28 protein-coding genes are annotated in these 24,496 nt (G+C 44.1%); 16 read left to right on the top strand and 12 right to left on the bottom strand.

The genetic code is table 11. From position 1 onward, the window contains the following. From ACFQ3Q_RS07640 to ACFQ3Q_RS07655, 4 genes are all read left to right on the top strand, one after another. Complete coding sequence (locus ACFQ3Q_RS07640) at positions 1–618, top strand: class I SAM-dependent methyltransferase (protein WP_380744498.1); 618 nt, start codon at positions 1–3, stop codon at positions 616–618. A gap of 123 nt (positions 619–741) precedes the next feature. Next, the gene (locus ACFQ3Q_RS07645; protein ID WP_380744500.1) at positions 742–1,056 is read left to right on the top strand and encodes a hypothetical protein; all 315 of its coding nucleotides are present in this window, start codon (positions 742–744) and stop codon (positions 1,054–1,056) included. A gap of 2 nt (positions 1,057–1,058) precedes the next feature. Beyond that, positions 1,059–1,547: a DUF2231 domain-containing protein gene (locus ACFQ3Q_RS07650; protein WP_380744502.1), complete on the top strand. Its 489-nt coding sequence runs from the start codon at positions 1,059–1,061 to the stop codon at positions 1,545–1,547. A 7-nt stretch (positions 1,548–1,554) separates the two neighbouring features. Then, entirely contained in the window at positions 1,555–2,241 is a 687-nt protein-coding gene (locus tag ACFQ3Q_RS07655) for a nitroreductase family protein (RefSeq protein WP_380744503.1), read from the top strand. Between the two features lie 10 nt (positions 2,242–2,251). On the opposite strand, the gene ACFQ3Q_RS07660 is transcribed toward ACFQ3Q_RS07655, so the two are convergent. From ACFQ3Q_RS07660 to ACFQ3Q_RS07675, 4 genes are all read right to left on the bottom strand, one after another. Continuing rightward, positions 2,252–3,805 carry a M1 family metallopeptidase gene (locus ACFQ3Q_RS07660; RefSeq protein WP_380744505.1) on the bottom strand — a complete coding sequence of 518 codons (1,554 nt, stop codon included), beginning with the start codon at positions 3,803–3,805 and terminating at the stop codon, positions 2,252–2,254. Positions 3,806–3,924: 119 nt separating this feature from the next. Beyond that, positions 3,925–4,347, bottom strand: a complete 423-nt coding sequence (locus ACFQ3Q_RS07665) for a DsrE family protein (protein WP_380744507.1) — start codon at positions 4,345–4,347, stop codon at positions 3,925–3,927. Further along, positions 4,344–4,751, bottom strand: coding sequence for a DoxX family protein (locus ACFQ3Q_RS07670; RefSeq protein WP_380744509.1), 408 nt, complete (start codon positions 4,749–4,751; stop codon positions 4,344–4,346). Before ACFQ3Q_RS07670 ends, ACFQ3Q_RS07665 begins: the two co-directional genes overlap by 4 nt. A gap of 519 nt (positions 4,752–5,270) precedes the next feature. Beyond that, positions 5,271–6,263: an aldo/keto reductase gene (locus ACFQ3Q_RS07675; RefSeq protein WP_380744511.1), complete on the bottom strand. Its 993-nt coding sequence runs from the start codon at positions 6,261–6,263 to the stop codon at positions 5,271–5,273. Between the two features lie 235 nt (positions 6,264–6,498). Between ACFQ3Q_RS07675 and ACFQ3Q_RS07680 the strand changes: the two genes are divergently transcribed. From ACFQ3Q_RS07680 to ACFQ3Q_RS07715, 8 genes are all read left to right on the top strand, one after another. Further along, on the top strand, positions 6,499–7,377 hold the full coding sequence (locus ACFQ3Q_RS07680; RefSeq protein ID WP_380744513.1) for a sterol desaturase family protein: 879 nt from the start codon (positions 6,499–6,501) through the stop codon (positions 7,375–7,377). Positions 7,378–7,416: 39 nt separating this feature from the next. Continuing rightward, on the top strand, positions 7,417–8,754 hold the full coding sequence (locus ACFQ3Q_RS07685; RefSeq protein ID WP_380744515.1) for an MBL fold metallo-hydrolase: 1,338 nt from the start codon (positions 7,417–7,419) through the stop codon (positions 8,752–8,754). A gap of 184 nt (positions 8,755–8,938) precedes the next feature. Then, on the top strand, positions 8,939–9,424 hold the full coding sequence (locus tag ACFQ3Q_RS07690) for an acetyl-CoA carboxylase biotin carboxyl carrier protein subunit (protein ID WP_380744517.1): 486 nt from the start codon (positions 8,939–8,941) through the stop codon (positions 9,422–9,424). 87 nt (positions 9,425–9,511) lie between these two features. Further along, complete coding sequence (gene accC / locus ACFQ3Q_RS07695; RefSeq protein WP_380744519.1) at positions 9,512–10,957, top strand: acetyl-CoA carboxylase biotin carboxylase subunit; 1,446 nt, start codon at positions 9,512–9,514, stop codon at positions 10,955–10,957. Positions 10,958–11,005: 48 nt separating this feature from the next. Further along, a complete protein-coding gene (locus ACFQ3Q_RS07700) occupies positions 11,006–12,550 on the top strand; it encodes an acyl-CoA carboxylase subunit beta (RefSeq protein ID WP_380744521.1) in 1,545 nt (514 codons plus the stop codon). Positions 12,551–12,654: 104 nt separating this feature from the next. After that, positions 12,655–13,560, top strand: a complete 906-nt coding sequence (locus ACFQ3Q_RS07705) for an NAD(P)-dependent oxidoreductase (RefSeq protein ID WP_380744523.1) — start codon at positions 12,655–12,657, stop codon at positions 13,558–13,560. An 87-nt stretch (positions 13,561–13,647) separates the two neighbouring features. Continuing rightward, positions 13,648–14,205, top strand: coding sequence for a YeeE/YedE family protein (locus ACFQ3Q_RS07710; RefSeq protein ID WP_380744526.1), 558 nt, complete (start codon positions 13,648–13,650; stop codon positions 14,203–14,205). A 12-nt stretch (positions 14,206–14,217) separates the two neighbouring features. Further along, a complete protein-coding gene (locus ACFQ3Q_RS07715) occupies positions 14,218–14,631 on the top strand; it encodes a DUF6691 family protein (protein WP_380744528.1) in 414 nt (137 codons plus the stop codon). On the opposite strand, the gene ACFQ3Q_RS07720 is transcribed toward ACFQ3Q_RS07715, so the two are convergent. Further along, complete coding sequence (locus tag ACFQ3Q_RS07720) at positions 14,628–15,266, bottom strand: trimeric intracellular cation channel family protein (protein ID WP_380744529.1); 639 nt, start codon at positions 15,264–15,266, stop codon at positions 14,628–14,630. The genes ACFQ3Q_RS07715 and ACFQ3Q_RS07720 overlap by 4 nt on opposite strands. 173 nt (positions 15,267–15,439) lie before the next feature. On the opposite strand from ACFQ3Q_RS07720, the gene trxB reads away from it, so the two are divergent. Then, on the top strand, positions 15,440–16,411 hold the full coding sequence (gene trxB, locus ACFQ3Q_RS07725; protein ID WP_380744531.1) for a thioredoxin-disulfide reductase: 972 nt from the start codon (positions 15,440–15,442) through the stop codon (positions 16,409–16,411). 50 nt (positions 16,412–16,461) lie between these two features. Here trxB and ACFQ3Q_RS07730 read toward each other — a convergent pair whose 3' ends face one another. The 5 genes from ACFQ3Q_RS07730 to ACFQ3Q_RS07750 form a co-directional block, all read right to left on the bottom strand. Continuing rightward, positions 16,462–17,304 carry a GIN domain-containing protein gene (locus ACFQ3Q_RS07730; RefSeq protein WP_380744532.1) on the bottom strand — a complete coding sequence of 281 codons (843 nt, stop codon included), beginning with the start codon at positions 17,302–17,304 and terminating at the stop codon, positions 16,462–16,464. A gap of 67 nt (positions 17,305–17,371) precedes the next feature. Then, positions 17,372–17,527: a hypothetical protein gene (locus ACFQ3Q_RS07735; RefSeq protein ID WP_380744534.1), complete on the bottom strand. Its 156-nt coding sequence runs from the start codon at positions 17,525–17,527 to the stop codon at positions 17,372–17,374. After that, entirely contained in the window at positions 17,524–19,263 is a 1,740-nt protein-coding gene (locus tag ACFQ3Q_RS07740) for a PspC domain-containing protein (RefSeq protein ID WP_380744536.1), read from the bottom strand. The genes ACFQ3Q_RS07735 and ACFQ3Q_RS07740 overlap by 4 nt, the downstream gene beginning before the upstream one ends. Beyond that, positions 19,256–19,600: a PadR family transcriptional regulator gene (locus ACFQ3Q_RS07745; RefSeq protein ID WP_380744537.1), complete on the bottom strand. Its 345-nt coding sequence runs from the start codon at positions 19,598–19,600 to the stop codon at positions 19,256–19,258. The genes ACFQ3Q_RS07740 and ACFQ3Q_RS07745 overlap by 8 nt, the downstream gene beginning before the upstream one ends. Further along, a complete protein-coding gene (locus ACFQ3Q_RS07750; protein WP_380744539.1) occupies positions 19,597–20,133 on the bottom strand; it encodes a DUF4870 domain-containing protein in 537 nt (178 codons plus the stop codon). Before ACFQ3Q_RS07750 ends, ACFQ3Q_RS07745 begins: the two co-directional genes overlap by 4 nt. A 143-nt stretch (positions 20,134–20,276) precedes the next feature. Between ACFQ3Q_RS07750 and ACFQ3Q_RS07755 the strand changes: the two genes are divergently transcribed. The 3 genes from ACFQ3Q_RS07755 (at position 20,277) to ACFQ3Q_RS07765 (ending at position 21,950) form a co-directional block, all read left to right on the top strand. Further along, positions 20,277–20,741 carry a DUF4442 domain-containing protein gene (locus tag ACFQ3Q_RS07755; protein WP_380744541.1) on the top strand — a complete coding sequence of 155 codons (465 nt, stop codon included), beginning with the start codon at positions 20,277–20,279 and terminating at the stop codon, positions 20,739–20,741. Between the two features lie 77 nt (positions 20,742–20,818). Beyond that, positions 20,819–21,619 (top strand): TIGR00266 family protein, encoded by an 801-nt coding sequence (locus tag ACFQ3Q_RS07760; RefSeq protein ID WP_380744543.1) that lies wholly within the window; start codon positions 20,819–20,821, stop codon positions 21,617–21,619. 133 nt (positions 21,620–21,752) lie between these two features. After that, positions 21,753–21,950: a hypothetical protein gene (locus ACFQ3Q_RS07765; protein WP_380744544.1), complete on the top strand. Its 198-nt coding sequence runs from the start codon at positions 21,753–21,755 to the stop codon at positions 21,948–21,950. A gap of 49 nt (positions 21,951–21,999) precedes the next feature. On the opposite strand, the gene ACFQ3Q_RS07770 is transcribed toward ACFQ3Q_RS07765, so the two are convergent. Together ACFQ3Q_RS07770 and ACFQ3Q_RS07775 are read right to left on the bottom strand one after the other, a co-directional pair. Further along, complete coding sequence (locus tag ACFQ3Q_RS07770; RefSeq protein ID WP_380744546.1) at positions 22,000–22,959, bottom strand: LysR substrate-binding domain-containing protein; 960 nt, start codon at positions 22,957–22,959, stop codon at positions 22,000–22,002. Positions 22,960–23,163: 204 nt separating this feature from the next. Continuing rightward, on the bottom strand, positions 23,164–24,495 hold the full coding sequence (locus ACFQ3Q_RS07775; protein WP_380744549.1) for a DUF58 domain-containing protein: 1,332 nt from the start codon (positions 24,493–24,495) through the stop codon (positions 23,164–23,166). Position 24,496: the final 1 nt, after the last annotated feature.

Below are 24,496 nucleotides of genomic sequence, written 5' to 3' on the forward strand. Positions count from 1 at the left end.
ATGGAAGACAGAAAGCAACACTGGGAAGAAGTGTACGATAAAAAGAAACTTACCGAAGTAAGCTGGTATCAGCCAATCCCTGAAACCTCCCTCGATTTTATTGAAGGTTTCAGGCTTCAGAAAGATGCGAAGATCATAGATGTGGGTGGAGGCGACAGCTTCCTGGTAGATCATCTGCTGGAAAGAGGCTATACCAATATTACGGTGCTCGATATTTCCGCAAAGGCCATTGAACGGGCTAAGCAACGCCTTGGTGAGAAAGCCGGAAAAGTGACCTGGATCGTTTCAGATGCTGCGGAATTTCAACCTGAGGAGCAATACGATGTATGGCACGACCGGGCGGCTTTTCATTTCCTGACCGAGGAACCTAAAATTGAAAGCTACCTGGAAAACCTGAAAAAAGGTGTGAAGCCCGGAGGTTATGTGGTGCTGGGGACCTTTTCTGAGAAAGGCCCAGAAAAATGCAGCGGGCTTTTCATTCATCAGTATTCAAAGGAAGAAATGAGTGGGCTGTTCAGGGAAGGTTTTAAAATGCTGAAATGCATTAATGTAGACCATAAGACCCCTTCAGAGAAGATCCAGAATTTCACCTTCTGCAGTTTCAGAAAGGAGGAATAATTGGCAGTGGCGAGCGCAATTCTTTTGCTTTCCCTTTGATGTAAGCCGTCTTTTGAGTAATTTGGAGCTGGAATTGGCCGGTAACAGGCCATAAGAGAGTTTAAAACAGTAAAAACCAATCCTATGAAAAACAAGATTTTTAAGACCTTAGCATTTAGTGCCATTATGTTGTTCTTTGCCTGTGGCGAGAGTACAGACGTGGTAGAGTCCGGAACCTATGAAGGGACGGTGAAAGAAGTGGAAGCGGAAAAGACCGAGATCTATGTAGAGACGGCCGATAATAAGACGCTGGAGCTTTACTTTACCGAGAAGACCGAACTTACCCGTGACGGTAATAATGTAGAGTTTTCTGCACTTCAGGAAGGACAGAAAGTGGAGGTTGAGGTAGAGAAAAAAGGAAAACGTCTGGATCCTATTTCGGTTAAAATCCTGGAATAATTATGGACCAGATCCCAGAATTTTGGCGGACAGAGGTGTTTCATCCTCTGTCCGTTCATTTTCCGATAGCATTATTGCTCACCGCTTTTCTGTTTAAGCTTATCGCTTTAAGATTTCGTACAAGTACCTGGATAAACGGAGGGAGCATACTCTTGCTCCTGGGGGTGACAGGGATCTGGATCGCGGTGTATACGGGTGACCTGGCAGACGGGATCGTTTCCCGGGAATTATGTGACCCGACCGTTCTTAAGGATCACGAAAATCTTGCTATTCTTACCGCCTGGATATTTACCGGAACGCTCTTAGCCGAAATTCTCCGGTTTTTCAACATCTCCTTCTTCGGAAAGAAACTAATGAAATTTGTTATAGTACTTGCTCTTGCCGTTGGTTCGGGTTACCTGGCCTATGTTGGGCATCTTGGTGCCACTCTTGTTTATCAGCAGGCGGCTGGTGTCTACACCCCTTCGGAAGATTGTGCCGAATTCAACTAAACTTAAAATGAAAAAGGAGATCCTTATAAACGGGTTTACTCACATAGCTTACGGGGCTGAATCTTATGAGGCAGCCGAAATGCTGGACCGCAGCCGGGAATTCTACCGGTTTATGGATAAACGCCGATCGGTAAGGGAGTTTTCAGATAAGCCGGTGGCTAAGGAGGTGATAGAAAATATAATCAGGACGGCCGGCACGGCACCTTCGGGAGCTCATAAGCAACCCTGGACCTTTTGTGCGGTCTCTTCGGCAGAACTTAAGGCGAAGATCAGGGAGGCGGCGGAAAAAGAGGAGAAGGAGAATTACGAGAACCGGATGAGCGAGCGCTGGAAAGAAGACCTGAAGATCTTCGGGACTGATGAAAACAAAGCTTTTCTTGAGACCGCACCCTGGCTGATCGTGGTTTGTAAGAAAGCCTACGACCTGGGGCCGGACGGCGAAAAGCAGAATAATTACTATGTGAATGAGTCTGTAGGCATTGCCTGCGGGATGCTGATCGCGGCCATTCATAATGCCGGGCTGGTTACCCTTACCCATACGCCAAGCCCGATGAACTTTTTGACCGAAGTCCTGGAAAGGCCTAAGAATGAACGGGCCTTTTTGCTCCTGCCTGTGGGATATCCCTCAAAGGAGGCCTATGTTCCCAAAATGGGAAGAAAGGGCCTCGGAGAGATCAGTGAATTTTACGAATAGAATCAGCAGCTTATTTTTCTTCGTATAACAGGTTGCTTTCAGGGTCAAGCTCTATTTTCACCGACTTTTTAGCCGATTCTAATTCGAATTTTTCCTGCTTTTTGGTGATCTCCAAAGTTTTCATTTCTGAAGAACCATCGGCATAGCTGATCTTTATTTCCAAAGGAAAGCTGAAATTGTTCTTTTGAGCCTGTTTTACTTCGAAATTTATTTTTCCACTCTTGTGTTCCCAGCTTGTGGAAAGTACCGGGTGGCCGTACTGTCTTAACCACTGGTCAAAAAAACTGCCCAGCTCTTCTTCGCTTACTTCTTCAAAAACTTCCAGAAGATCGTCCGTGGTCGCATTGCTTAATTTATAGTCATTGTAGTATTTCCTTATGGCTTCCCAAAAGTTCTCGTCCCCAACTTTGCGTCTAAGCATATGCAGGAACCAGGCGCCTTTCTGGTAGGAATTCGGGTTCAGCAGTTCGGTGTAATCAGTCCGGGTGGTGTCAATGACCGGGGTCTTTTCTTTTTTGCTGAAGCTTATTACTTTGGCTTTCTCCTCCTTCAGCTTCTCCTTCAGTTTCTCCTTTCCATAGGTATGCTCTGCATAGAGATCGGTAAGGTAGGTGGCAAAGCCTTCACTTAACCATAAATGAGACCAGTCACTTTCAGAAGCAGAATCGCCAAACCACTGGTGCGCGATCTCGTGGGCGATAAGGAATTCTGAAGTTCGTTCTCCTGTAACCGAATTCTCGAAATAGAAGATGTTGCTGGCATTTTCCATCCCTCCATACCTGGTGGTAGACTGCACATTGGCAAGCTTAGTGTAAGGATAAGGCCCAACCTTCTCCATAAAGAACTGAAGCACTTCCTTCGCCTGTGCATAATCGTAAAAGCCTTCTTTTTTATTCTCGGGGTAGACCCAGCTGGAAACCGGGATGTCGTTTATTTCTTCAAGGTGTTCCACTGCGAATTCGGCAACGCCAATCACCATTACTTTTGTGGGAAGCGGTACACTGCTGCTATAGCGGTAAAGTACCTTATCGTCAAGATTGGTGGTCTCCAGCAGGCTTCCGTTGGCCACAACCTGGTAGTGGGAAGGTGCGGTCACCGTAAAGTCTACATAAGCCTTGTCTGAGGGGTGGTCGATCACCGGCAGCCAGTGATGTGCGCGGTTAGGCCAGTTATCCCCGAAAAAGGTGCGGTCTCCGTATTTGTTCCGGCTTATTATAAGCCCGTCCTGCGGGATCCCGTGATAAAAGATGGTCACCTCTGAAGAATCGGGAGTGACTATCTTCAATTTTTCCTTTGTTTGTTCAAACTGCAGCTTTTTTCCATTGCTCAGAATGCTGTCTACTTTCATTCCTTTGCCATCTTCATTCTGGCTAACCAGGTCGAAGACAAGGCTGTCAGTGTCCTGTTTCAGCTCATAATCTATCCCGGCCATTCCTGAGATCACATCGTTCTCATCGGTAAGTTCCAGGCTGAACTCGTATTTCTGAACATCTATCGCCGGATTCTGGGCGAGGGAAGCTGCGCTAAGAAGGATCGCAAACAGGGCAAAAAGCTTGAATTTCATAGTGAATGTGTTTTTTTCAAAGTTATCGGTTTTTGTTGGTTTTGAAAATCAATAAGGATAATAAAAAAGGCCCCGTCAGTTTTTAAAACTGACAGGGCCCTGGGTTGGGGCAAACTCTATTATAGTTCAATGCTCAGGTACCCCTTCTTCTGAAGCCTGAAGTTATGAAGCAAGCCGTTCTTAACCACTTCTATCTCCTTAGGGAGTTTGTCGGGATCTGTCTCGAATTTCTTAAGAGAGAATCCGCAGGCCTTTATATGCACTCCTGCCTCTTCGGCCATTTCCAGGTAAGGAGCCATTTTCTCCTTATCCTGAAGTCCGCTTACGGTCTTTCCGCAAACCACTACCTGAAAATCCCCAAAATGATGGCCATCTTCTTCTGCAAGGCTCTTGGCCGTAAGGATAATGGGTTTTAATTGTGGAATCTTTCGGGTAAGAACTATATAGTTGCGTTTTTCTGTTTCGTGTTTTTCCTGGGCCTGTGCTTGTGTGCTGAAAAGGCTAAGGATTATTGCAAAACTGCTTAAGATGATCGTTTTCATATGATACTTTTTTTAAAATTTGAAAAATCGTTTAGTATAAAAAATGACAGGCCACCCAGAATGGCGATGTTCTTGAATAACGGGCCAAGAGTGGTGATCTGTCCCACCTGTATGGTGAGGGTGATAGGGATAAGCACTGCGGCCAGCACCATTGCTGACCAGCGGGTCTTAAAACCTATCAGAAAAGTGAATCCTGCCAGGAGCATCACGATGCCCGAGAGGATCACAAGTAAAGTAGGGTCCCCGAAGAACAGGGCGATTCCCTTAAAGTTTGCCTGGTGTATGCGGTTCACCGTTTTCTCAAGGTTAACCAGGTGGTTAAAACTCGCTACCAGGAAGATTCCGCTTAACATAATGCGCAATACCTGCACAGAACGGGACCTTACTAAAATTGTTGATTTCATTTTGTAAAGCTGTTTTTATTGACCGGGAATATTCCCGAATGTTTCAGAGTCTTATACGGTCTGTAACAGCTTTGGAGGCGGGTAAATATTTGGGATGTAGATCTCTAATACGGAGGGAGAGTAATATTGGTACTCCCTGTAATTGGGTATAAAAATAATCTCTGTTTCAGGCGTTTTTTCAAACCAGAAATTCTGATGGCAAATATTTTGGATTATAAGCAGGTTTGTAGCAGTTTTTTCCTGTTGTAAAGAAGAGGTTTGGGGGGACCTCTTTGACCATCTTTTTTCACAAAGTGGTTTTTGTATAGAATACTCAGGGCTTTCCGGAGCTAGAAACTGTAGGGCGGAATCTAACACCAGAATTTTCCCTGAGAAAATAAGCAGGAAAAATATTGGTAGATAGAGCTTAATCTGCATTGGGCCAAATATAAAATAAGAAGACGGTTCCTTTTGTAACTTTTGTTACATTAAAAAAGCCTCCCTCGTTCAGGAGGCTGTAAATAGGCTATTGCATGTTCCTTACGGAGTTTCTGCACGCTCATCTATGAGGCCCTTTTCTTTTAATTCTGCCCAGAATTCTGAAGGAATCTTCACTTCAAAAGCCCTGGAATTCTCTCTTACCTGTTCAGGTCTGCTTGCTCCGGCCAGCACCGTATCTACCACCCCGGGAGCGTAAGAGAACTGTATAGAAGCCGCGGCAAGGTCTACCTCATATTTGTCGGCCAGTTTTACGATGGCTTTGTACCGCCCATCTATATCCTCAGGCATCGTACCGCTGTAATTATAACGTCCCTGCCCAGATAGCAATCCTGCATTAAAGGGAGCGGCCACTATAAGGGCGGCATCGCTTTTTTCTATGGCAGGAAATAGTCGGTCAAGGGATTCCTTATGTTCTACCAGGGAATATTGTATAGCTGAGAGGAAAACATCGGGTTCAGCAACTTCAAGTGTTTTCAGGATGGGTTCTATGGTGTTCACGCCAAGCCCCCAGCCTTTTATCAGGCCTTCTTTTTTCATTCTGGCCAGTTCCGGCATCGCTCCTTTCCTGGCCACTTCAAAATGGTCTTCCCAGGTTACCCCGTCTTCATATTCATCGTTATGGTCCGGAGACAGATCGTGAATAAATACGTAATCCAGCCGCTCGACGCCAAGCCGTTGTAAACTGTCTTCAACAGATCTTCTGGCAGCTTCTGCCGAATAATCGTATGTATAATTGAAAGGAGAAGGATTGATCCAGATGGTTTCCGGCAATTCACCCTGAGTGGCTGTGAGTAAGCGGCCGACTTTTGAGGATAGCACATATTCATCCCGGTTCTTGTTATGAAGAAAATGGCCAAACCTCCTTTCACTTAATCCAAGCCCATACCAGGGGGAAGTGTCATAATATCTGAGGCCTGCGTCCCAGGCGGCTTCCAATGTCTTTTCAGCCTGGACATCGCTCAGGTCTTTAAATCCATTGCCAATGGCTACCCCGCCAAGGCCGAATTTGTGTTCCAATTTCAATTTACTCATAATGCAATTTTTTTGTTCTTCTTTAAAAATAAAAAGAAGAGCTTTTAAAGGCATAGACTTTAACGCACTCTAACACTATAAGGTTTTAGGCTTGTTAAGGCTTTGAAAATACAATGGAAGTCTTAATTTTATACAGCAAATATGAGCGGTATCATAGAAACCCGAATCTGTAACAAAAGTTACTGCCTTAAGTAAGGGAAATACCTATTTTTGTGCTCGATAAGTTAAAAATGTATTGGAGAAGTATTTAAAGATAATTCAGGAATCCTTCACGGGTTATTTTAATTACCTGCTGCAGGAGATCGCCAACCCTTCCTGGACCAATTATTTTTACTGGTTGCTCGGGTTGTCTTTTATGGTCTGGTTCCTGGAGATCCTTGCGCCCTGGAGAAAAGACCAGAAGATATTCAGAAAGGGTTTTTGGCTGGATACTTTCTATATATTTTTTAACTTCTTCCTCTTTTCGCTTATAGGCTATAACGCCTTGTCGAATTTAGGGGTAGAATTGTTCAATGACTTTTTAGGGCTCTTTGGAATAGAGAATATCGTAGCCTTTAAGATACAGGATTTGCCGGCCTGGACCCAGTTGCTCATCATGTTCGTGATCGCCGATTTTATTCAGTGGAACGTTCACCGGCAGCTGCACAGGCGTCCCTGGTTGTGGGAATTTCATAAAATTCATCACAGTGTAAAGGAGATGGGGTTTGCCGCTCAGTTCAGGTTCCATTTTATGGAAACTATTATTTATAAGAGCGTGCAATATATTCCGTTGGCGATGATAGGTTTTGGGATTCAGGAATTCTTTGTGGTTCACATGTTCAGCGTTCTGGTTGGACATCTAAACCACGCCAATGTAGGCTGGAGCTACGGGGTTTTGGGTTATGTTTTTAACAACCCCAGAATGCATATCTGGCATCATTCAAAGGAACTTCCGGAAGCTCATCGCTACGGAATGAATTTCGGCCTTAGCCTGAGCCTTTGGGATTACCTGTTCGGGACGGCTTATGTGCCCAAGAGTGGAAAGAATATTGAACTTGGTTTTGAAGGAGATGAGAATTTTCCTGAAGACTTTGGGAATCAGGTCCTGTTTCCCTTCAGAAGTAAAGAAAAATAGAGAACAGAAGTAGAATTTTATTTATAAAAAAAGATATCAATGACTATAAAGCAATTTAAAGACGATCCTTTAGCACATTATTCTTATGCGATTGTAAGTAAAGGGGAGATGGCACTGGTTGACCCAAGCCGTAACCCGATGCAGTATTACAAATATGCAGAAGAACAAAATGCGAAAATAGTAGCGGTTTTTGAAACTCACCCGCACGCCGATTTTGTGAGTAGCCATATGCAGATTCACGAGGAGACGGGAGCCACTATTTATGTAAGTAAACTTGTTGGAGCTGAGTATCCGCATCAGTCTTTTGACGAAGGAGATTCCCTGAAAATGGGATATGTCACTTTTAAAGCCCTGAATACGCCGGGTCACTCCCCGGACAGTATTACTGTTGTGGCTGAAGACGGAGACGAGACAGCACTCTTTACCGGAGATACCTTATTTATCGGGAATGTTGGACGTCCTGACCTGAGAGAGAAGGCAGGGAATATGAAAGCGAAGAGACTGGAACTTGCAAAAGATATGTACAAGACGATGCAGACCAAGTACAATGATCTTCCGGATAATGCGCTTGTATATCCTGCGCACGGTGCAGGTTCGCTTTGCGGAAAAGGTATGAGCGATGCTTCCTCAAGCACGCTTGGTAATGAGAGACAGGGAAACTGGGCTTTTAAAGAACAGACCGAAGAGGAGTTTGTGGAAGAGATCCTGCAGGGGCAGCCATTTATTCCTTCTTATTTCGGGTTCAATGTAGATATCAATAAAGACGGAGCCGATAATGCCCAGAAATCGAAATATAACACCCCGGTAAAACTTCTTGTTGAAGAAGTGGAAGCAGGAACCACCGTAGTAGATGTTCGTGACGGGGATGCATACAAAAAAGGTCATCTTGCCAACAGTATCAATATTATGGCGAGATCTGAAAAAGATAAGTATGAGACCTGGCTGGGGGCTATTATCGAGCCAAAAGAGCCGTTCTACCTTGTGGTGAACAGCGTGGAGGATATCGATGAGATCCTTGAGCGTAGTGCCAAGATAGGTTACGAAAAACAGATCAAAGCCGTGATCACTTTATCTGATAAGGTTTCAGGAACTTCAGACGATCTGGATCTTGAAGATTTCAAGAGCAATAAGGATAAATACACTATTGTGGATATCAGAAATGATAGTGAGGTGGAAGAAGGAAAGATCTTTGACAGCGCTATTACCATTCCCCTTGATGAATTAAGAGATAAGGCCGGAGAGGTGCCATCAGACAAACCTATTGTGGTGCATTGTGCCGGAGGTTACCGTTCTTCAGCGGGAAGCAGTATCCTGGAGAATAAATTTAAGGATGCCAAGGTGTATGACCTTAGTGAAGCTATAAAAGACTTCAAATAACAGCAGTAAAATAAACTGTATAAAGACCCCGAAAGTTCAGGCTTTCGGGGTTTTTTATTGCCGTTGAAAAATTCTTAAGGAGCAGTTAAAATACCTAATTCCTTTGCGGAATCTTCAAAAGAAGCTTTATTATTTTTCTATATTTACAAGGCAAGTTGAAAATTACTTTCTCAAACCACTAAATATGGAAAATAAGTACAAGGTTCAGGTGAACGGTTCTAAGGACTTCCAGTTCTCCCGTGAACAAATAGAGGCTCTGGATGCACTGGAGACCTCCTCTTCAAATTATCACGTTTTAAAGGACAACAGATCCTTTAAAGCTGAGATCCTAAAATCAGATTTCCTGAAACGCAAATACACGGTAAAGATCAATTCTAACAATTATGAGGTTGATATTTCTAACGAGCTCGACCTTTTAATCGAAGAGATGGGACTGTCTCTGGGATCTTCACAACTGGTTAATGAGATTAAGGCGCCAATGCCGGGGCTCATACTGGATGTGAACGTGAAAGAAGGCGATGAGGTGAAAGAAGGAGACTACCTGCTCGTGCTGGAAGCGATGAAGATGGAAAACACCCTTACCGCTCCTCACGATGGGAAGGTGAAACTGGTGGAAGTGAAAAAAGGACAGACGGTAGAGAAGAGCCAGTTGCTGATAGAAATGGAATAAAAATAATCTGAAAACCTGTCCCTGCAATTTCAGACGGAAAAGAATTCAGCTTTGAAACCAGCAGGGGAAACAATAAAAATGGCATAAATGAAGAAAATATTAGTTGCCAATCGCGGAGAGATCGCCTTAAGGGTAATGAAGACCGCAAGAAAGATGGGAATTAAGACCGTAGCGGTTTTCTCTACGGCCGACAGGAATGCCCCTCACGTAAAATTTGCCGATGAGGCCGTTTGCATTGGGGAAGCACCTTCCAATCAATCTTACCTGGTGGGAGACCGCATCATTGAAAAAGCTAAAGAACTCGGCGTGGACGGGATACATCCCGGCTACGGATTTTTAAGTGAGAATGCCCAATTTGCCGAGGCTGTTGAAAAGAACGGCATTACCTGGATAGGTCCGGGCTCCAAGGCTATCGAAATTATGGGAAGTAAACTTGCCGCCAAGGATGCGGTCAAGAAATATGATATCCCGATGGTTCCCGGGATCGATGAGGCCATCACCGATACCGAAAAGGCGAAAAAAATAGCAAGAGATATAGGATTCCCAATTCTTATAAAAGCTTCTGCCGGCGGCGGCGGAAAGGGAATGAGGATCGTTGAAAAGGAAAAGGACCTGGAAGACCAGATGAAGCGCGCCATTAGCGAGGCCGAGTCTGCTTTTGGCGACGGTTCGGTATTTATTGAGAAATATGTGGCCTCTCCAAGGCATATTGAGATCCAGGTGCTTGCCGATACACACGGGAATGTGCTTCATCTTTTTGAAAGAGAATGCAGCATCCAGAGGCGTCACCAGAAGGTGGTGGAAGAAGCTCCATCTGTGGTGCTCGATGATAAACTGAGAAAGGAAATGGGAGAAGCCGCGATCAAGGTGGCCAAAGCCTGTGATTATGTAGGTGCCGGGACCGTGGAGTTCCTTTTTGATGAAAACCGCAAATTCTATTTTCTGGAGATGAATACCCGGTTGCAGGTAGAGCATCCGGTAACCGAATATATTACCGGGATAGATCTTGTGGAGCAGCAGATAAAAGTTGCCAGGGGAGAAGAACTGGAATTCGGGCAGGATGACCTTAAGATTAATGGTCACGCGGTAGAACTCAGGGTGTATGCCGAAGACCCTATGGAAGACTTTATGCCGAGCACCGGGAACCTGGTGCGTTATGCAACCCCTTCCGGGGAGGGGATTCGTCTCGATAATGGCTTTGAACAGGGGATGGATGTACCTATCTATTACGACCCGATGCTGGCCAAACTTATCACTTACGGGAAGAGCCGGGAAGAGGCCATATCAATGATGATCAAGGCTATCAACGATTATGAGGTCGAGGGCGTGATGACCACGCTTCCGTTCGGAAAATTCGTTTTTGAACATGAGGCCTTCAGAAGCGGGAATTTCGATACGCATTTCGTTAAGAAATATTACTCGGCTGAAAAGCTGGAGGAAGACATTCAGGAAGAACGGGAACTGGCAGCAGTGATCGCGCTGAAGCAATACCTGAAGGACCAAAAACTGTTAAGGCTGCCCAACGGAAAATAAGAGCGGACTTGGAATAAAACTAATACATACTCAGAATTCAGAAGAAAAATGAGCCAGAAAAATATAGATCAGTTAAACGAAAGAATAAAGCAGGCCCATCTTGGGGGTGGTGAAAAACGTATTGCCAAGCAACACGAAAAGAAAAAGCTTACCGCCCGTGAGCGTATAGATTATTTGATGGATGAAGGATCCTTCGAAGAGATAGGCATTCTTGTTACCCACCGTACCACAGATTTCGGGATGGAAAAGCAGAAATATTATGGAGACGGGGTGGTTACCGGTTACGGGACCATCAACGGCCGTGTGGTATATGTGTTCGCCCAGGATTTTACGGTTTTTGGAGGTTCGCTTTCCGAAACCCATGCCGAGAAGATATGTAAGGTGATGGACCTTGCGGTCAAGACCGGCGCACCAATGATCGGGTTGAATGATTCTGGGGGAGCCAGGATCCAGGAAGGTGTGAAGTCTCTTGGCGGTTACGCCGATATCTTTCACAGGAACGTAAAGGCTTCCGGGGTGATCCCCCAAATTTCAGCTATTATGGGCCCTTGTGCCGGGGGTGCCGTTTACTCACCTGCAATGACCGATTTTACGCTAATGGTACAGGATACCAGTTATATGTTCGTTACCGGCCCCAATGTGGTAAAAACCGTTACCAACGAGGAGGTGACTTCTGAAGAGCTGGGAGGAGCCAGTACCCACGCCACAAAATCGGGGGTTACTCACGTAACTTCCTATAATGATATTGCCTGCCTTGAGGATGTGAAGAAGCTCATCAGTTATATGCCTCAGAACAATAAGAAAGCTCCTGAAAAGCTTCCTTACGAGATGGGAGACGAGGTTCGTGAAAGCCTTGACTCTATTGTGCCTGACAGTTCCCATAAGCCTTATGATATGCACGAGGTAATAAAAGGCATTATAGACGAAGATTCCTTCTTTGAGGTACATAAGGATTATGCCGACAATATTATTGTTGGTTTTGCACGACTTGGCGGAAGGAGCGTTGGGGTCGTTGCTAACCAGCCAATGAGCCTTGCAGGAGTTCTTGATGTGGACTCCTCTAAAAAGGCCGCGAGATTCACCAGGTTCTGTGATTGCTTTAATATTCCGTTGCTGGTACTGGTAGATGTGCCGGGATTCCTTCCGGGAACCGACCAGGAGTGGAACGGGATTATTCTTCACGGTGCCAAACTGCTGTACGCGCTTAGTGAGGCGACAGTCCCAAAAGTTACGGTGATCACAAGGAAAGCTTACGGGGGAGCTTACGATGTGATGAACTCCAAGCATATTGGCGCAGATCTTAACTATGCCTGGCCTTCGGCTGAAATTGCGGTGATGGGAGCTAAGGGTGCCAGTGAGATCATATTCAGAAAAGAGATCAGTGAAGCCAAAGATTCTGAAAAGAAACTGGCCGAAAAGGAAGCTGAATATGCTGAAAAGTTTGCGACTCCTTTCGAGGCTGCCCAGCGCGGATTCATCGATGAGGTGATTATGCCCCGGGATACCAGGAGAAAACTGCTGAAAGGCTTCAGTATGCTGGAGAACAAGAAAGTGTTAAGACCTGAGAGAAAACACGGGAATATTCCGCTTTAGGGAAATTAAAATCTGTTGAGAATTCCTGGTGAAAATCGACGAATTCTGAACTCATTATAAAATTGAAAAACCGGTTTAGGCCGGTTTTTCTGTAAATTAAACTTATGAAAATTAACAAGATCGTTTGTGTTGATAATACCAAACTTAAGGATTGGGCTGTTGAGGAACTGCAGCAATACAGCGAGCAAGGGGTTGACAACCATAAAGATTACCCGGGATCTGAGGAAGAGGTCCTCAACAGGATAGGAGATGCCGAAGCGGTATTGGTTTCCTGGAGGACAGAGCTGGGAGAAGAGATCATCAGGCAATGCCCGAATTTGAAGTATATAGGGATGGCTTGCAGCCTTTACGATGACGAGTCGGCGAATGTGGCGGTGAATTTTGCAAGGGAGCAGGGGATAGCGGTTACCGGAATCCGGGATTACGGGGATCCCGGAGTGATCGAGTTCATAATTTCGGAACTGGTGAGACTGCTTCACGGGTTCGGGGAACAGCAGTGGAAAGAGATGCCTGTGGAACTTACCGGGAGAAAGATCGGGATCATTGGGCTTGGGACCACCGGGCAGATGCTTGCAGAATGTCTTCTTCCTTTTGGTGCTGACCTGCATTACTTCAGCCGCAGCCGGAAGCCGGAATGGGAAGAAAAAGGCCTGAAATACCTGGGATTAGACGAGCTTTTACAGGAATCTGAGATTATTTCACTACACCTTCCCAAGAATACTGAAATTCTGAAGTCGCCGGAATTTGCTCAATTTGGAGAGGGAAAGATCCTTGTGAATACTTCTTTAGGACTGCCATTCCGGGAGGACGCTTTTAAAAAATGGTTAGAAAAAGATGGGAATTATGCCATTTTTGATGGAGATGGGGGAGCATCCCTCACTGAAGAAACAAAAAATTCCTCAAGGCTAATAGCAAATCCTAAAAGTGCGGGCTGGTCTGCCGAGACCCATCAACGGCTTTCTGAAAAAGTGGTTAGGAACCTTAAAGCATATCTTTCAGCCGAGAGCTAAATGTTATTTTTTGACTTTATTACGACAAAATTGCTTACAAGGCCCATCATATTTTATAGTTTTGGGCCTTTAAAAAACTAATTGTTTATGGAATGGATTTTTGAACCCTGGCCCTGGTATGTCTCCGGGCCGCTTATAGCATTAATAATGTTCTTACTGATATTTATCGGGAAGAAATTCGGGATGTCTTCTAATCTAAGAACTATGTGTACGCTTTGCGGAGCGGATAAAAAGTCTGATTTCTTCGATATAAAATGGAGAGATTATGGCTGGAACCTTGTGGTTGTAATTGGTGCCGTGATTGGAGGTTTTATAGGCGCGAATTTGCTGGGAGGTGAAATGATAGCTGACATAAATCCTGACACCGTTGCTAAACTTAAGGAGCTTGGCTTTGCAAGCGCAGGCCAGGAGTATATGCCTGAAAAACTTTTCGCAACTGAAGCGCTTACCGATATAAAATCCCTTATCATCCTGCTTTCCGGCGGATTGTTGATAGGTTTTGGAGCCAGGTATGCCGGAGGTTGTACTTCAGGGCACGCTATTTCGGGATTAAGTAACCTCCAAATGCCATCGCTTATCGCGGTGATAGGTTTCTTTATAGGAGGATTGTTTATGGTCCACATCTTATTTCCATTTATCTTTTAAAGAGTTATCATAATGAGAGTATTAGCATATTTATTTATAGGTATATTTTTCGGAATAGTAATGATTAAGTCGGAAGCGGCTTCCTGGTTCAGGATCTATGAGATGTTTCGTTTCGAAGCTTTCCATATGTACGGGATCATAGGTTCAGCTTTGGTGCTTGGTGTGATAGGGATTCAGATCATAAAAAGAAAGAAGCTGAAGACATTTTCGGGAGATCCCATTTATATTGCAGATAAAGAGAAAGGGGTTAGCCGGTATATATATGGCGGAATAATCTTCGGGTTAGGCTGGGCCCTTGCAGGTGCCTGTCCGGGGCCAATTTATACCCTGGCCGGAGCTGGTTATTTGCCGATTCTTGTAGTATTTGTTGGTGCGATGCTGGGCACTTTTCTTTACGGATTGCTTCGGAAGAAATTGCCGCATTAATCGGCTTTTTCTTCATTTTCAGAAGGGATATAAAAATACGGGAGTACAAGATGATACTTTACCACCACCAGCCTGATACCGATCACGATAATCGAGGTAACCAGGTAGATTATGTCCCGTTCCACTCCAAGATCGTGTAAAACCACAAATGCCAGGGCGCCCAGAAGACAGGCTGTGGCATAGATCTCCTTTCGGAAGATCACCGGGATCTCATTACATAAAATATCCCTGATCACCCCGCCAAAGGTTGCCGTCATTGCCCCGAGAGCAATAGTGATGATGGGTGCAAGGTTGTTTTGAATTCCTATTTCCACCCCGGTTATGGTAAAGATCCCGAGCCCGATGGTATCGAAAAGGAAAAGGGATTTCTTAAGGTAGTTGATCTTGTCTCTGAAGATGATGGCCAGTATGGTCACAAATCCTATCAGGTATACATAGATCGTGTTTTCCATCCAGGTGACCGGAGTATATCCAATAAGGGTGTCCCTTAGCGTTCCTCCTCCAATGGCTGTAACAAAGGCAATGATAAAAACCCCGAAGATATCCAGCCTTCTTTCCATTGCTGCCAGTGCTCCAGAAATGGCAAAGGCAATGGTTCCCAGGACATCAAGAATGTTGAATAAACTTAGCTCCATTAAAAACAAAGGTATATTTATTAGCCGAAGTTTTTTTATTCGGGCTGAATTTTCTTCGGTTTCGGGGGAAAAGCTATACCTGTCGGTTATTAACAAATAACAAATCTTAATAACAAAACCTGTAAGTTTTTAGTGAAAGTTCCTACTTTTACATAGAAAATTAAATTACCGATATGAGCGATAAAACAGAAAGAATTAAATGTCTTATCATAGGTTCGGGGCCTGCAGGATATACTGCAGCGATCTACGCTTCCCGCGCCGATTTAAAACCTGTAATGTATACGGGGATGGAACCAGGAGGTCAGTTGACCACCACTACCGAGGTAGATAACTTTCCCGGTTATCCTGACGGAGTAGACGGGCCAAAGATGATGATGGACCTGCAGAAACAGGCCGAGCGTTTTGGGACCGAAGTAAGGATGGGAATGGTGACCGAAGTGGAATTCTCCAAAGAACCCGGGGGTATCCATAAAGCTTGTGTCGATAATTCTACCTGGGTAGAAGCGGAATCGGTGATTATCTCTACAGGGGCTACGGCAAAGTATTTAGGACTGCCTAGTGAGCAGCGCCTGAGAGGAGGTGGAGTTTCTGCCTGTGCCGTTTGTGACGGATTTTTCTATAAAGGCCAGGACGTAGCTATAGTTGGGGGTGGAGACACCGCTGCCGAAGAAGCTACTTATCTTGCCAATATCTGTAATAAGGTGACTATGCTGGTAAGGCGTGACGAAATGCGTGCCTCTAAAGCGATGCAGCACCGGGTAGATAACACTAAAAACATTGACCTAAGATACAATACAGAAGTAGATGAGGTTATTGGAGACCAGGTGGTGGAAGGCCTAAGAATGGTGAATAACCAGACAGGAGAGAAAGAAGAAATTAAAATTACGGGATTATTCATCGCTATCGGACACAAACCAAATACCGATATCTTCAAGGATCAGCTGGAGATGGATGATACCGGTTACCTGATCACTAAGGGAAAATCTACGAAGACGAACATCCCCGGAGTTTTCGCTTCTGGAGATGTACAGGATAAAGAATATCGCCAGGCGGTTACCGCTGCAGGTACCGGTTGTATGGCCGCTCTTGACGCCGAGCGTTACCTCGCAAGTGTGGAGAGTAAAGAGGAAGAGATCACGGCTTAAAAGCTTAAAACATAAATTGAAAAAGTCCCGGAAACCGGGACTTTTTTGTTTTAGAACAGGCCGGAGTCCGGCTCTTTCTTTTCCAAGGTAGCCTCATCTGTAAACTCCTTCAGGTCGATTTCCGGAGTGTTATAAATGGCCGTCTTGCTCCTGCCTTTGGCCGTAATTTCAAGGGTCTCAATTGCATTTATTTTGATATCTGAACGGCCTTCGGCCAAGAGTTTGATATTTTTGCAAATAAGGTTTTCCCCGTCAAACTTAGTGGAATGATCGGCTCTTAATTCAAATTCTTCAATATCGCCTTCGATCTTTGCGGAAGCTTTTTCATAAATGTCGGTCTTGAATTCAGGTGCTTTTACCAATGCCTCCACATCGCTGGACTGGTTCAGCTGAAAATAAACTTCACCGGCGGTAATGTTCAGTTCTGCTTTTGCCTTATCTCCGTTTATCAGAGTAAAGCTGTTGGCCTTAAGGGTAAGATAGACCCTGGAATCGCCTTTGGTCTCCAGCCTGAAATCCTCCAGTGCCAGATCTTCAGAAGATTCAAGTTTGGTCCCGCCAGAGACCAGTATCTTTTCAAGACGGTCTTCATAGCTTATAAAAAGCCTGAGGGCCTTGCTTTTCCTGATTTCCCGGCTTGTGCCAATATGCAGGGTTTCATCAACTACCTCTTTTTCAATGTACTTATGCAGGTTGTCATCGGCTATTACTTCCAGCCTTGATCTTCCATCCCTGGAGATCACCACCTCAAAGTCGCCATCTACTCTAATAGAGGAGAAATGCTCGAGATTGATCTTTTCAGAAGTCACATTTCGGTTGCCTTTTATTTTTTCCTGGCCACGAAGGTTTAAGGAGGCCATACAGATGAATAAGAACAGCAGGATTTTTTTCATAATCAGAGGTTTATTGAAGCAAAGATATAAAAAAGCCTCCCGAAGGAGGCTTGTGCTGTTTGGTTGGTTAGCACTCATAGGTGTCTGTCTTTTCAGCGGGTTCTTTTTGAACCTCTACCGAAGTCTTGTTCGTTTCGGGGGGAGTTTCACTTTTTACTTCTGCCGGATGGTCTGCCATAGCCGACATCAGTAATCCTAGTATCAGGTTGATTAAAGTATTCATAACTCATCGCTTATCTCCACTCCGTTCCTGTCAAATTTTATAACTTTTACATCCTTGTTATTTACCTTCACTCCTTCTTCGTTTATCCTGATGTTGTACTCTTCCCCGTCAGATTCAAATCTGGCGTTGAATTCTTCTTCAGTTTCCCATTCGTCCTCATCTTCCTCTACAGGACAATCGGGGCAGGAGGTGCCGTCTTCTATGATCTTCAGGAACTTTTCTTCCTGGCCGTCTCTAAAGATATTTCCGTGGTATCCCAAATACCTGTGAAAGCTGGAGGTATTCCTGTCGGTAAACAGCGTGGATCCCTCCGGTAAATAGAGGGTGACTTCCACTTCCTGATCTCTGTATTTAAATGAGGCAGGAGAGGTATAATACCCGTCCAGGAATAATCTGTTCCCTTCCATTGCCATCCCGAAATTGATATTCTCGGCTCTTTCCCGCGCTTCTTTATAATCCTTTCCTTCGGCCGTTTTTGAGACCACGATCTTTGCCACAGAATCTTTAGTAGACTTCACGATCAGGTCAATATCGTTTCCGTAAAGGACCTTATTGTCATTTTCATCATATTTGATCTTGAAATCGTTGGTATGGTAAACGCTGCTGGAATATAGCGGGTTATTACGCATTTCCAGGTAGAGTGTGTCCTGGGGGCTTACCGGCAGGCTCTCTGTGATCACCGCTTCGCCGTCAAATGCCCTGTTGGTGGCCTGCTGGATCCCAATGATACTTAAACCGATTACCGAAAGCAACCATACTCCAAGCAATACCATTTTCGCTGTGGTTCCTATAGACTTCAGTTTTCTAACCAGGATCTTCAGTCCTAAGATGAAGAGGAAGAAGAACGGAATTCCAACGGCAAAGAATGCCAGGATAGAGATCACCCACAGCGGAGCACCGCTATTGGCCATTTCAATATAATCGCTCCAGGGAGCTTCAATTATTCCGAAGGTTCCCATTGAGAACAGGCCGATGAATAATCCTATTAAAGTAGATCCTGCCACCAGCAGCAAAAGTACTCCCACGAATTTCACAAAGACATTGATTATGAACCTGATGATGTCTCCCAGAGCGGTAGCTGCCGAGCCGGCACCTTTCCTGGCCTGGTTGCCATACTTCTCATAATCTACATCTTTCATCTTTCCTGTTACATTATCGAAACCCTCACGGATCTTTTTTTCGATATTGCTTATGGTCACTTCCTCCCCCCGCATCGCAAGTTTATCGGCGGTGGTTTTAGCTTCGGGTACAAAGATCCAAAGCGCAAGATAGATGAGAACAAAGGCTCCACTGGACCCAATGGTTAACAGTATCCATAAGATGCGTACCCAAATGGCTTCGATCCCTAAGTAGTGACCTAATCCTGAGGATACCCCGCCTACATAAGCGTTTTCAGTATCTCTGAATAGTTGTTTTCCTGTGGTTTTAGAAGTGCTCTTGGTATGCACCGGTTCGTCTTCAAAGATCTCTTCATCTACCATATAATCTTCGGGTTGCCCCATTATGGCGATGACTTCTTCTACTTCTTTAATGCTTATAACCTGACGGGTATCCTTGATCTTTTCACTGAATAATTCAGCAATACGGGCTTCAATATCTGAGATGATCTCATCACGTCCCTGAGAATCGGTGAACGCGCGTTTAATGGTATCCAGATAATGTTGCAGTTTGGCATATGCATCTTCATCGATATGAAAGAAAATACCGGCAAGGTTTATATTAACTGTCTTATTCATGATTTTTCTTTTTTTGAGTGGTTACAATGGTTACAGCGGTTTGCAGTTCCTCCCAGGTACTGGTAAGTTCTTTTAGAAATAACTTTCCGGTTTCGGTAAGTCCGTAGTATTTCCTTGGCGGGCCACTACTGGACTCTTCCCAACGATAGGATAGGAGACCGGCGTTCTTAAGCCGGGTGAGCAGAGGATAGATGGTACCCTCAACCACCAGTAACTTGGCATCTTTTAGCGTGTCCAGAATCTCCGCTACATACGCATCTTCGTCTTTTAAGACCGATAGTATGCAGTATTCCAGGACACCCTTACGCATCTGTGCTTTGGTGTTTTCAATCTTCATAGCGTTTGGTTTTGTGTGTTGTTAAACTGTTCATTTTCTGATTGATGATTTGATTGATGATTTCCGGTCGCTGCCGGACTGATGAAATTGATGGTTAATGGGTATTTATATAATTTACCTTCGCTTGCTTTTAGGCTTGCACTTATTACCGCATATACTTCCAGGATGAAAAGCCCGAGAATGAGAACCCCGAAAGTGCTTACCAGTATTAAAAAAGGCATAGCCTGCGAAAAATTCTCAAGGTGAACCTGTTCTTCCGAAATTATAAAAGGACGCTCCAGGCTTAGTTTGGCTCCAAGGAAAATGATCCCTGCAATTCCCAAACATACCAGAAGAATAATATAAAGGAACAGGCTTATCTGGAAGTTGATGGCATTTCTTCCGTGCTGATCTACAAAATCCTTCTCCTTTCTTGTTAACCATAATACCATCGGAATGATGAAATTCCCGAAGGGTATAAAGTACTTTGTGAACACCGATAAGTGTATTAAAGTAGCTATGGTTTTATCCTGATGTAAAGTGTCTGAGTTCATTACCTATTATTTTCTTATACAAATATATATACAAAAGCAGGTATTTTGCAAAACATAGTACTAAAATTTAACATTTTATTATGAAAAATAATTCCGTTCTGTTTTATTAAAAATGAATACTTTTAAGGAGAAACTTAGATACTATGGAGCTTAACCCGCGAAAACTTAATGCCTTTTTAATGATGAAATTACCCAGTGCCTGGTTATGTGGGGTCAGGGTAAAAAAGATAGATGAGGCTACCTGTGTGACCAGTGTAAAACATAAGTGGATTAACCAGAACCCTTTCAATTCCTTATATTTTGCCGTGCAGGCTATGGCGGCTGAACTTAGTACCGGCGCATTGGTAATGTCCCGAATCCAACAGAGCGAAGAAAAGATCTCTATGCTTGTTGCTCAAAATAAGGCAGCCTTTACCAAGAAGGCCACGGGAAAAATTAAATTCTATTGTTATGATGGGCATAAGATAGCTGAGGCAATAGAAAAGACCCTCGAGACCGGAGAAGGGCAGACCTTCTGGATGAAATCCACCGGTCTTAATGAGACCGGGGAAGAGGTCTCTACCTTTGAATTTGAATGGACCATAAAGGCGAAGACAAAAAGAAAATAGGCAGGCTTTAAGCTTTAGGTGCTCTATTGCTTTCAGCCAGACTTGAAGCTTAATACTTGTAATTACATACTTAAATTATGAATGCACACGAAATAGATTATCAGATCTTCGGGGAAGAGATGCAGTTCGTAGAGCTGGAGCTGGACCCACAGGAAGCCGTGATCGCTGAAGCAGGGAATTTTATGATGATGGATAATGGCATTACGATGGATACCATTTTCGGGGACGGTTCAAAACAGAATGAAGGTTTCCTCGGGAAAGTTCTTGGAGCCGGAAAAAGATTGCTAACGGGAGAGAGCCTGTTTATGACCATTTTCTCTAATGACCAGTCCGGAAAGAAAAAGATCAGCTTTGCTTCGCCATATCCGGGAAAGATCATCCCTATAGATCTTACCAGGTTTGATGGTAAGTTCATCTGCCAGAAAGATGCCTTTTTGTGTGCTGCAAAAGGAGTTTCCATCGGCATTGAATTCAGCCGTAAACTTGGCCGCGGGTTCTTTGGCGGGGAAGGTTTTATTATGCAAAAGGTGGAAGGAGACGGGATGGCCTTTGTTCACGCAGGCGGCACTATGGCGCGCAAGGAACTGGCCCCGGGAGAAAAACTAAAAGTTGACACCGGCTGCATTATTGGTTTTACCAAGGATATAGATTATGATATAGAATTCGTGGGTGGTATAAAAAACACCCTTTTTGGTGGGGAGGGATTGTTCTTTGCCACCTTAACAGGGCCCGGAGTGGTCTATGTCCAGTCATTGCCTTTCAGCAGGCTTGCAAGCAGGGTATGGCAGGCGGCACCCAGGGGAGGCGGTAAAGATAAAGGAGAAGGCAGTATTCTGGGGGGATTAGGAGATATTGTAAGCGGGGATAACCGTTTTTAAACACCGGTTTTATGAAATTTGAGTCTTTCAATTGGATATTTTTTACTATATTTAGTAGGTCAAAATTTCACTGCTTATAGAACAATTCTACGTTTACAATTAACCTAACAATTAACTAAACCAGTATCAAATTATGGCGAGAGCGATGTTTGAATACACCAAAACTGTACTGGATAAGGTCAGTTTTGATGCTGCTTTGTTCTGCAAGGAAGTCAAAAAAGCGATTCAACGATTACTGCCTCACGAAGTGGAGGAATTAAGGATTTGGATCATTGCGCTAACGAAGCAAAATCCGGAACTCAATCAATGTTTAATTTACTTAAATTCTTAAATAGAAAGCGGTCTGAAAAGGCCGCTCTTTTATTTTTAGGAGGAAATCACTAATGCTGTAATTCTTTCTTGTTTTTGTTAAGAGGGCTGATGATCTTTACGTTCTGGAAGGTGATGGCTCCTTTCACGACACCTGCAATGGTGCTTCTAAGGGCCTCAATGATCTGCATCTTAAGTTCACTTCGGTTATAGATAAGGCTTACTTCCCGTGCCGGCACAGGGTCTTTGAACATTTTCAGGTTCTTTTTTTCCTCTTCCTTCAGGTCGAGCGTATGCAGGTAAGGCAGGAGGGTCATTCCCAATCCTTCATTCGACAGTTTTATGAGGGTCTCAAAACTTCCGCTTTCCAGCTGAAAATGGTCATCATCATAATCCCTGGAAGCCTTGCAAAGGTTAATTATTCCGTCCTTAAAGCAATGCCCGTCTTCCAGTAACAAGATATCGTCAATATCGAGGTCATTTACTTCTATTTTGTCCTGTTTATGCAGGCGGTGGTTGGAAGGGATGTAACCTACAAAAGGTTCATAGTAGAGTACGTTTTCTTTGATCCCTTCAAGTTCTAAAGGAGTAGCGGCTATGGCGGCATCAAGATGTCCTTCTTTTAACTTCTCAATGATCGCTTCGGTATGGAGTTCTTCTATTTTCAGCTTTACCTTAGGGTATTTTTTGATAAAGTTGCTTATAAACATCGGCAGCAGGGTGGGCATCACGGTTGGGATAACTCCCAGCCTGAAAATACCTCCTACAAAACCTTTTTGCTGGTCTACAATATCCTGGATCCTGTCACTTTCATTTACAATATTCCTTGCCTGCTGAACAATCTTCTGACCTGTTTCGGTAAGCTGAATGGGTTTCTTGCTTCTATCAAAGATCTGTACGTCCAGTTCCTCTTCCAGTTTCTGGATTTGCATACTCAGCGTAGGCTGGGTAACAAATACTTTTTGGGCAGCCTTTGTGAAGTTTTTATGTTCGGCTACCGCCAATACATAGTGCAGTTGGGTAATCGTCATAAGTGTGTGATTCTGTAGCTACAAATGTATTGGTTTTTTCTATTATAGCTTAAGATTTTTTTTGTTTTATCTATTTGTAACTGGACAGGTATTAGAAGCAAATCCCGATCTTTTTGTTTCCTTCTTCAAGATCGACTTTCAGGTATCCCAGTTTGAGGCTACAGGGCATAGGCTTGTTCGGAGGGTACCGGCCGCCTCCCGTTTTCAGAGAATGCCCCTGGCCTTGATCTCAAGGTATTTATTGATGGTATTAATGCTCAGGTCTTCAGGAGGGGTGAGCAAGCTTTGGATCCCGTGCCTTTGTAGTTCTTTGGCCATTAACTCCTTATCCTGGGCAAACTGCTCGGCTATGGTTTGGTGTGCACTTTCGGTTATGCTTTCAGGGTTTGCTTTAATAAGCTTTTCCAATTCGGTATTTTCGAAAAAGATGACTACCAGTACATGCTTTTTAGCCAAGGCCTTGAGGTAGGGAAGTTGCCTTTTTAATGCCGAAATATGCTCGAAATTGGTATATAATAGCAGAAGGCTTCTTTGGTTAAGTTGCTTTTTCAGGCTTGCATATAAAAGGCTGAAGTCAGAGTCCTGGTAACGGGTGTCAGTATTATAAAGCCCTTCCAGGATCCTGTTGAGCTGACTGAATTTGGAGCTAGCCTTTACGAAGGTTCCGATCTTATTTGAAAAGTTAATAAGCCCGGCCTTATCTTTTTTCTTTAGGGCCACATTGGTAAAGGCAAGGGAGCTGTTAATGGCATAATCAAGCAGGCTTAGGCCATTGAATGGCATTTTCATAACGCGCCCGGTATCGATCACCGAATATACGGGCTGGGCTCTTTCGTCCTGAAACTGGTTCATCATTAAATTGGCCTGTTTTGCGGTAGCTTTCCAGTTAATGGTCCGTACGTCATCCCCAATTACATATTCCTTTATTTGTTCAAACTCCATTGTATGCCCAATCCGCCTTATTTTCTTAAGTCCGGGTTGGGAGATCCTTTTATCTATGGCAAGAAAGTCCAGTTTCTTCATTTGAATAAAGGAAGGGTAGACCTTCACCATCTGTTCGCTGTTAAAAGTATCTCTTCGTTTGGCCAGGCTTATTCGGGTGGAAGAAAATACATTTAAATTCCCGAAAATATATTCCCCGCGGCTTACCGGACATACCAGATATTCAAAACTATGGGAGGCATTGGCTGAAATTTCAAACTGCTTTAGGAAATCCCTTTTCTGAAACTGAACGGGGAGTTCGTCTATGACTTCCAGCTTCAGTTTATGTCCCGAAATATTCTGAAGTTCAACCTGGACAGGGTTTTGGTCTGAATTGGAAAATTTTTCCGGCAGGATGCGCTCTGCGAGGATCAAATCTTTCCGGAACAGACTCACGATATCTGCAAGCAGAAAAAGACCTAATAAAAGCAACAGGATCCAGGCAAAAGGATACAGAAAACTGAACCAGTAAGAAAACAGGAAGACTACCGCGATACCAAATAAAGCGGTAAAAAGCCTTTGATGCAGGTAAAGTGATCTGAGAAACTGAAACACT

Source organism: Salegentibacter chungangensis (assembly GCF_042678405.1).
Taxonomy (GTDB): domain Bacteria; phylum Bacteroidota; class Bacteroidia; order Flavobacteriales; family Flavobacteriaceae; genus Salegentibacter_A; species Salegentibacter_A chungangensis.

Bases quoted from the DNA above. Each gene is read 5' to 3' on its own strand.
- ACFQ3Q_RS07640 (WP_380744498.1), top strand. From the start codon at position 1: ATGGAAGACAGAAAGCAACACTGGGAAGAAGTGTACGATAAAAAGAAA.
- ACFQ3Q_RS07645 (WP_380744500.1), top strand. From the start codon at position 742: ATGAAAAACAAGATTTTTAAGACCTTAGCATTTAGTGCCATTATGTTG.
- ACFQ3Q_RS07650 (WP_380744502.1), top strand. From the start codon at position 1,059: ATGGACCAGATCCCAGAATTTTGGCGGACAGAGGTGTTTCATCCTCTG.
- ACFQ3Q_RS07655 (WP_380744503.1), top strand. From the start codon at position 1,555: ATGAAAAAGGAGATCCTTATAAACGGGTTTACTCACATAGCTTACGGG.
- ACFQ3Q_RS07660 (WP_380744505.1), bottom strand. From the start codon at position 3,805: ATGAAATTCAAGCTTTTTGCCCTGTTTGCGATCCTTCTTAGCGCAGCT.
- ACFQ3Q_RS07665 (WP_380744507.1), bottom strand. From the start codon at position 4,347: ATGAAAACGATCATCTTAAGCAGTTTTGCAATAATCCTTAGCCTTTTC.
- ACFQ3Q_RS07670 (WP_380744509.1), bottom strand. From the start codon at position 4,751: ATGAAATCAACAATTTTAGTAAGGTCCCGTTCTGTGCAGGTATTGCGC.
- ACFQ3Q_RS07675 (WP_380744511.1), bottom strand. From the start codon at position 6,263: ATGAGTAAATTGAAATTGGAACACAAATTCGGCCTTGGCGGGGTAGCC.
- ACFQ3Q_RS07685 (WP_380744515.1), top strand. From the start codon at position 7,417: ATGACTATAAAGCAATTTAAAGACGATCCTTTAGCACATTATTCTTAT.
- ACFQ3Q_RS07690 (WP_380744517.1), top strand. From the start codon at position 8,939: ATGGAAAATAAGTACAAGGTTCAGGTGAACGGTTCTAAGGACTTCCAG.
- accC (WP_380744519.1), top strand. From the start codon at position 9,512: ATGAAGAAAATATTAGTTGCCAATCGCGGAGAGATCGCCTTAAGGGTA.
- ACFQ3Q_RS07700 (WP_380744521.1), top strand. From the start codon at position 11,006: ATGAGCCAGAAAAATATAGATCAGTTAAACGAAAGAATAAAGCAGGCC.
- ACFQ3Q_RS07705 (WP_380744523.1), top strand. From the start codon at position 12,655: ATGAAAATTAACAAGATCGTTTGTGTTGATAATACCAAACTTAAGGAT.
- ACFQ3Q_RS07710 (WP_380744526.1), top strand. From the start codon at position 13,648: ATGGAATGGATTTTTGAACCCTGGCCCTGGTATGTCTCCGGGCCGCTT.
- ACFQ3Q_RS07715 (WP_380744528.1), top strand. From the start codon at position 14,218: ATGAGAGTATTAGCATATTTATTTATAGGTATATTTTTCGGAATAGTA.
- ACFQ3Q_RS07720 (WP_380744529.1), bottom strand. From the start codon at position 15,266: ATGGAGCTAAGTTTATTCAACATTCTTGATGTCCTGGGAACCATTGCC.
- trxB (WP_380744531.1), top strand. From the start codon at position 15,440: ATGAGCGATAAAACAGAAAGAATTAAATGTCTTATCATAGGTTCGGGG.
- ACFQ3Q_RS07730 (WP_380744532.1), bottom strand. From the start codon at position 17,304: ATGAAAAAAATCCTGCTGTTCTTATTCATCTGTATGGCCTCCTTAAAC.
- ACFQ3Q_RS07735 (WP_380744534.1), bottom strand. From the start codon at position 17,527: ATGAATACTTTAATCAACCTGATACTAGGATTACTGATGTCGGCTATG.
- ACFQ3Q_RS07740 (WP_380744536.1), bottom strand. From the start codon at position 19,263: ATGAATAAGACAGTTAATATAAACCTTGCCGGTATTTTCTTTCATATC.
- ACFQ3Q_RS07745 (WP_380744537.1), bottom strand. From the start codon at position 19,600: ATGAAGATTGAAAACACCAAAGCACAGATGCGTAAGGGTGTCCTGGAA.
- ACFQ3Q_RS07750 (WP_380744539.1), bottom strand. From the start codon at position 20,133: ATGAACTCAGACACTTTACATCAGGATAAAACCATAGCTACTTTAATA.
- ACFQ3Q_RS07755 (WP_380744541.1), top strand. From the start codon at position 20,277: ATGGAGCTTAACCCGCGAAAACTTAATGCCTTTTTAATGATGAAATTA.
- ACFQ3Q_RS07760 (WP_380744543.1), top strand. From the start codon at position 20,819: ATGAATGCACACGAAATAGATTATCAGATCTTCGGGGAAGAGATGCAG.
- ACFQ3Q_RS07765 (WP_380744544.1), top strand. From the start codon at position 21,753: ATGGCGAGAGCGATGTTTGAATACACCAAAACTGTACTGGATAAGGTC.
- ACFQ3Q_RS07770 (WP_380744546.1), bottom strand. From the start codon at position 22,959: ATGACGATTACCCAACTGCACTATGTATTGGCGGTAGCCGAACATAAA.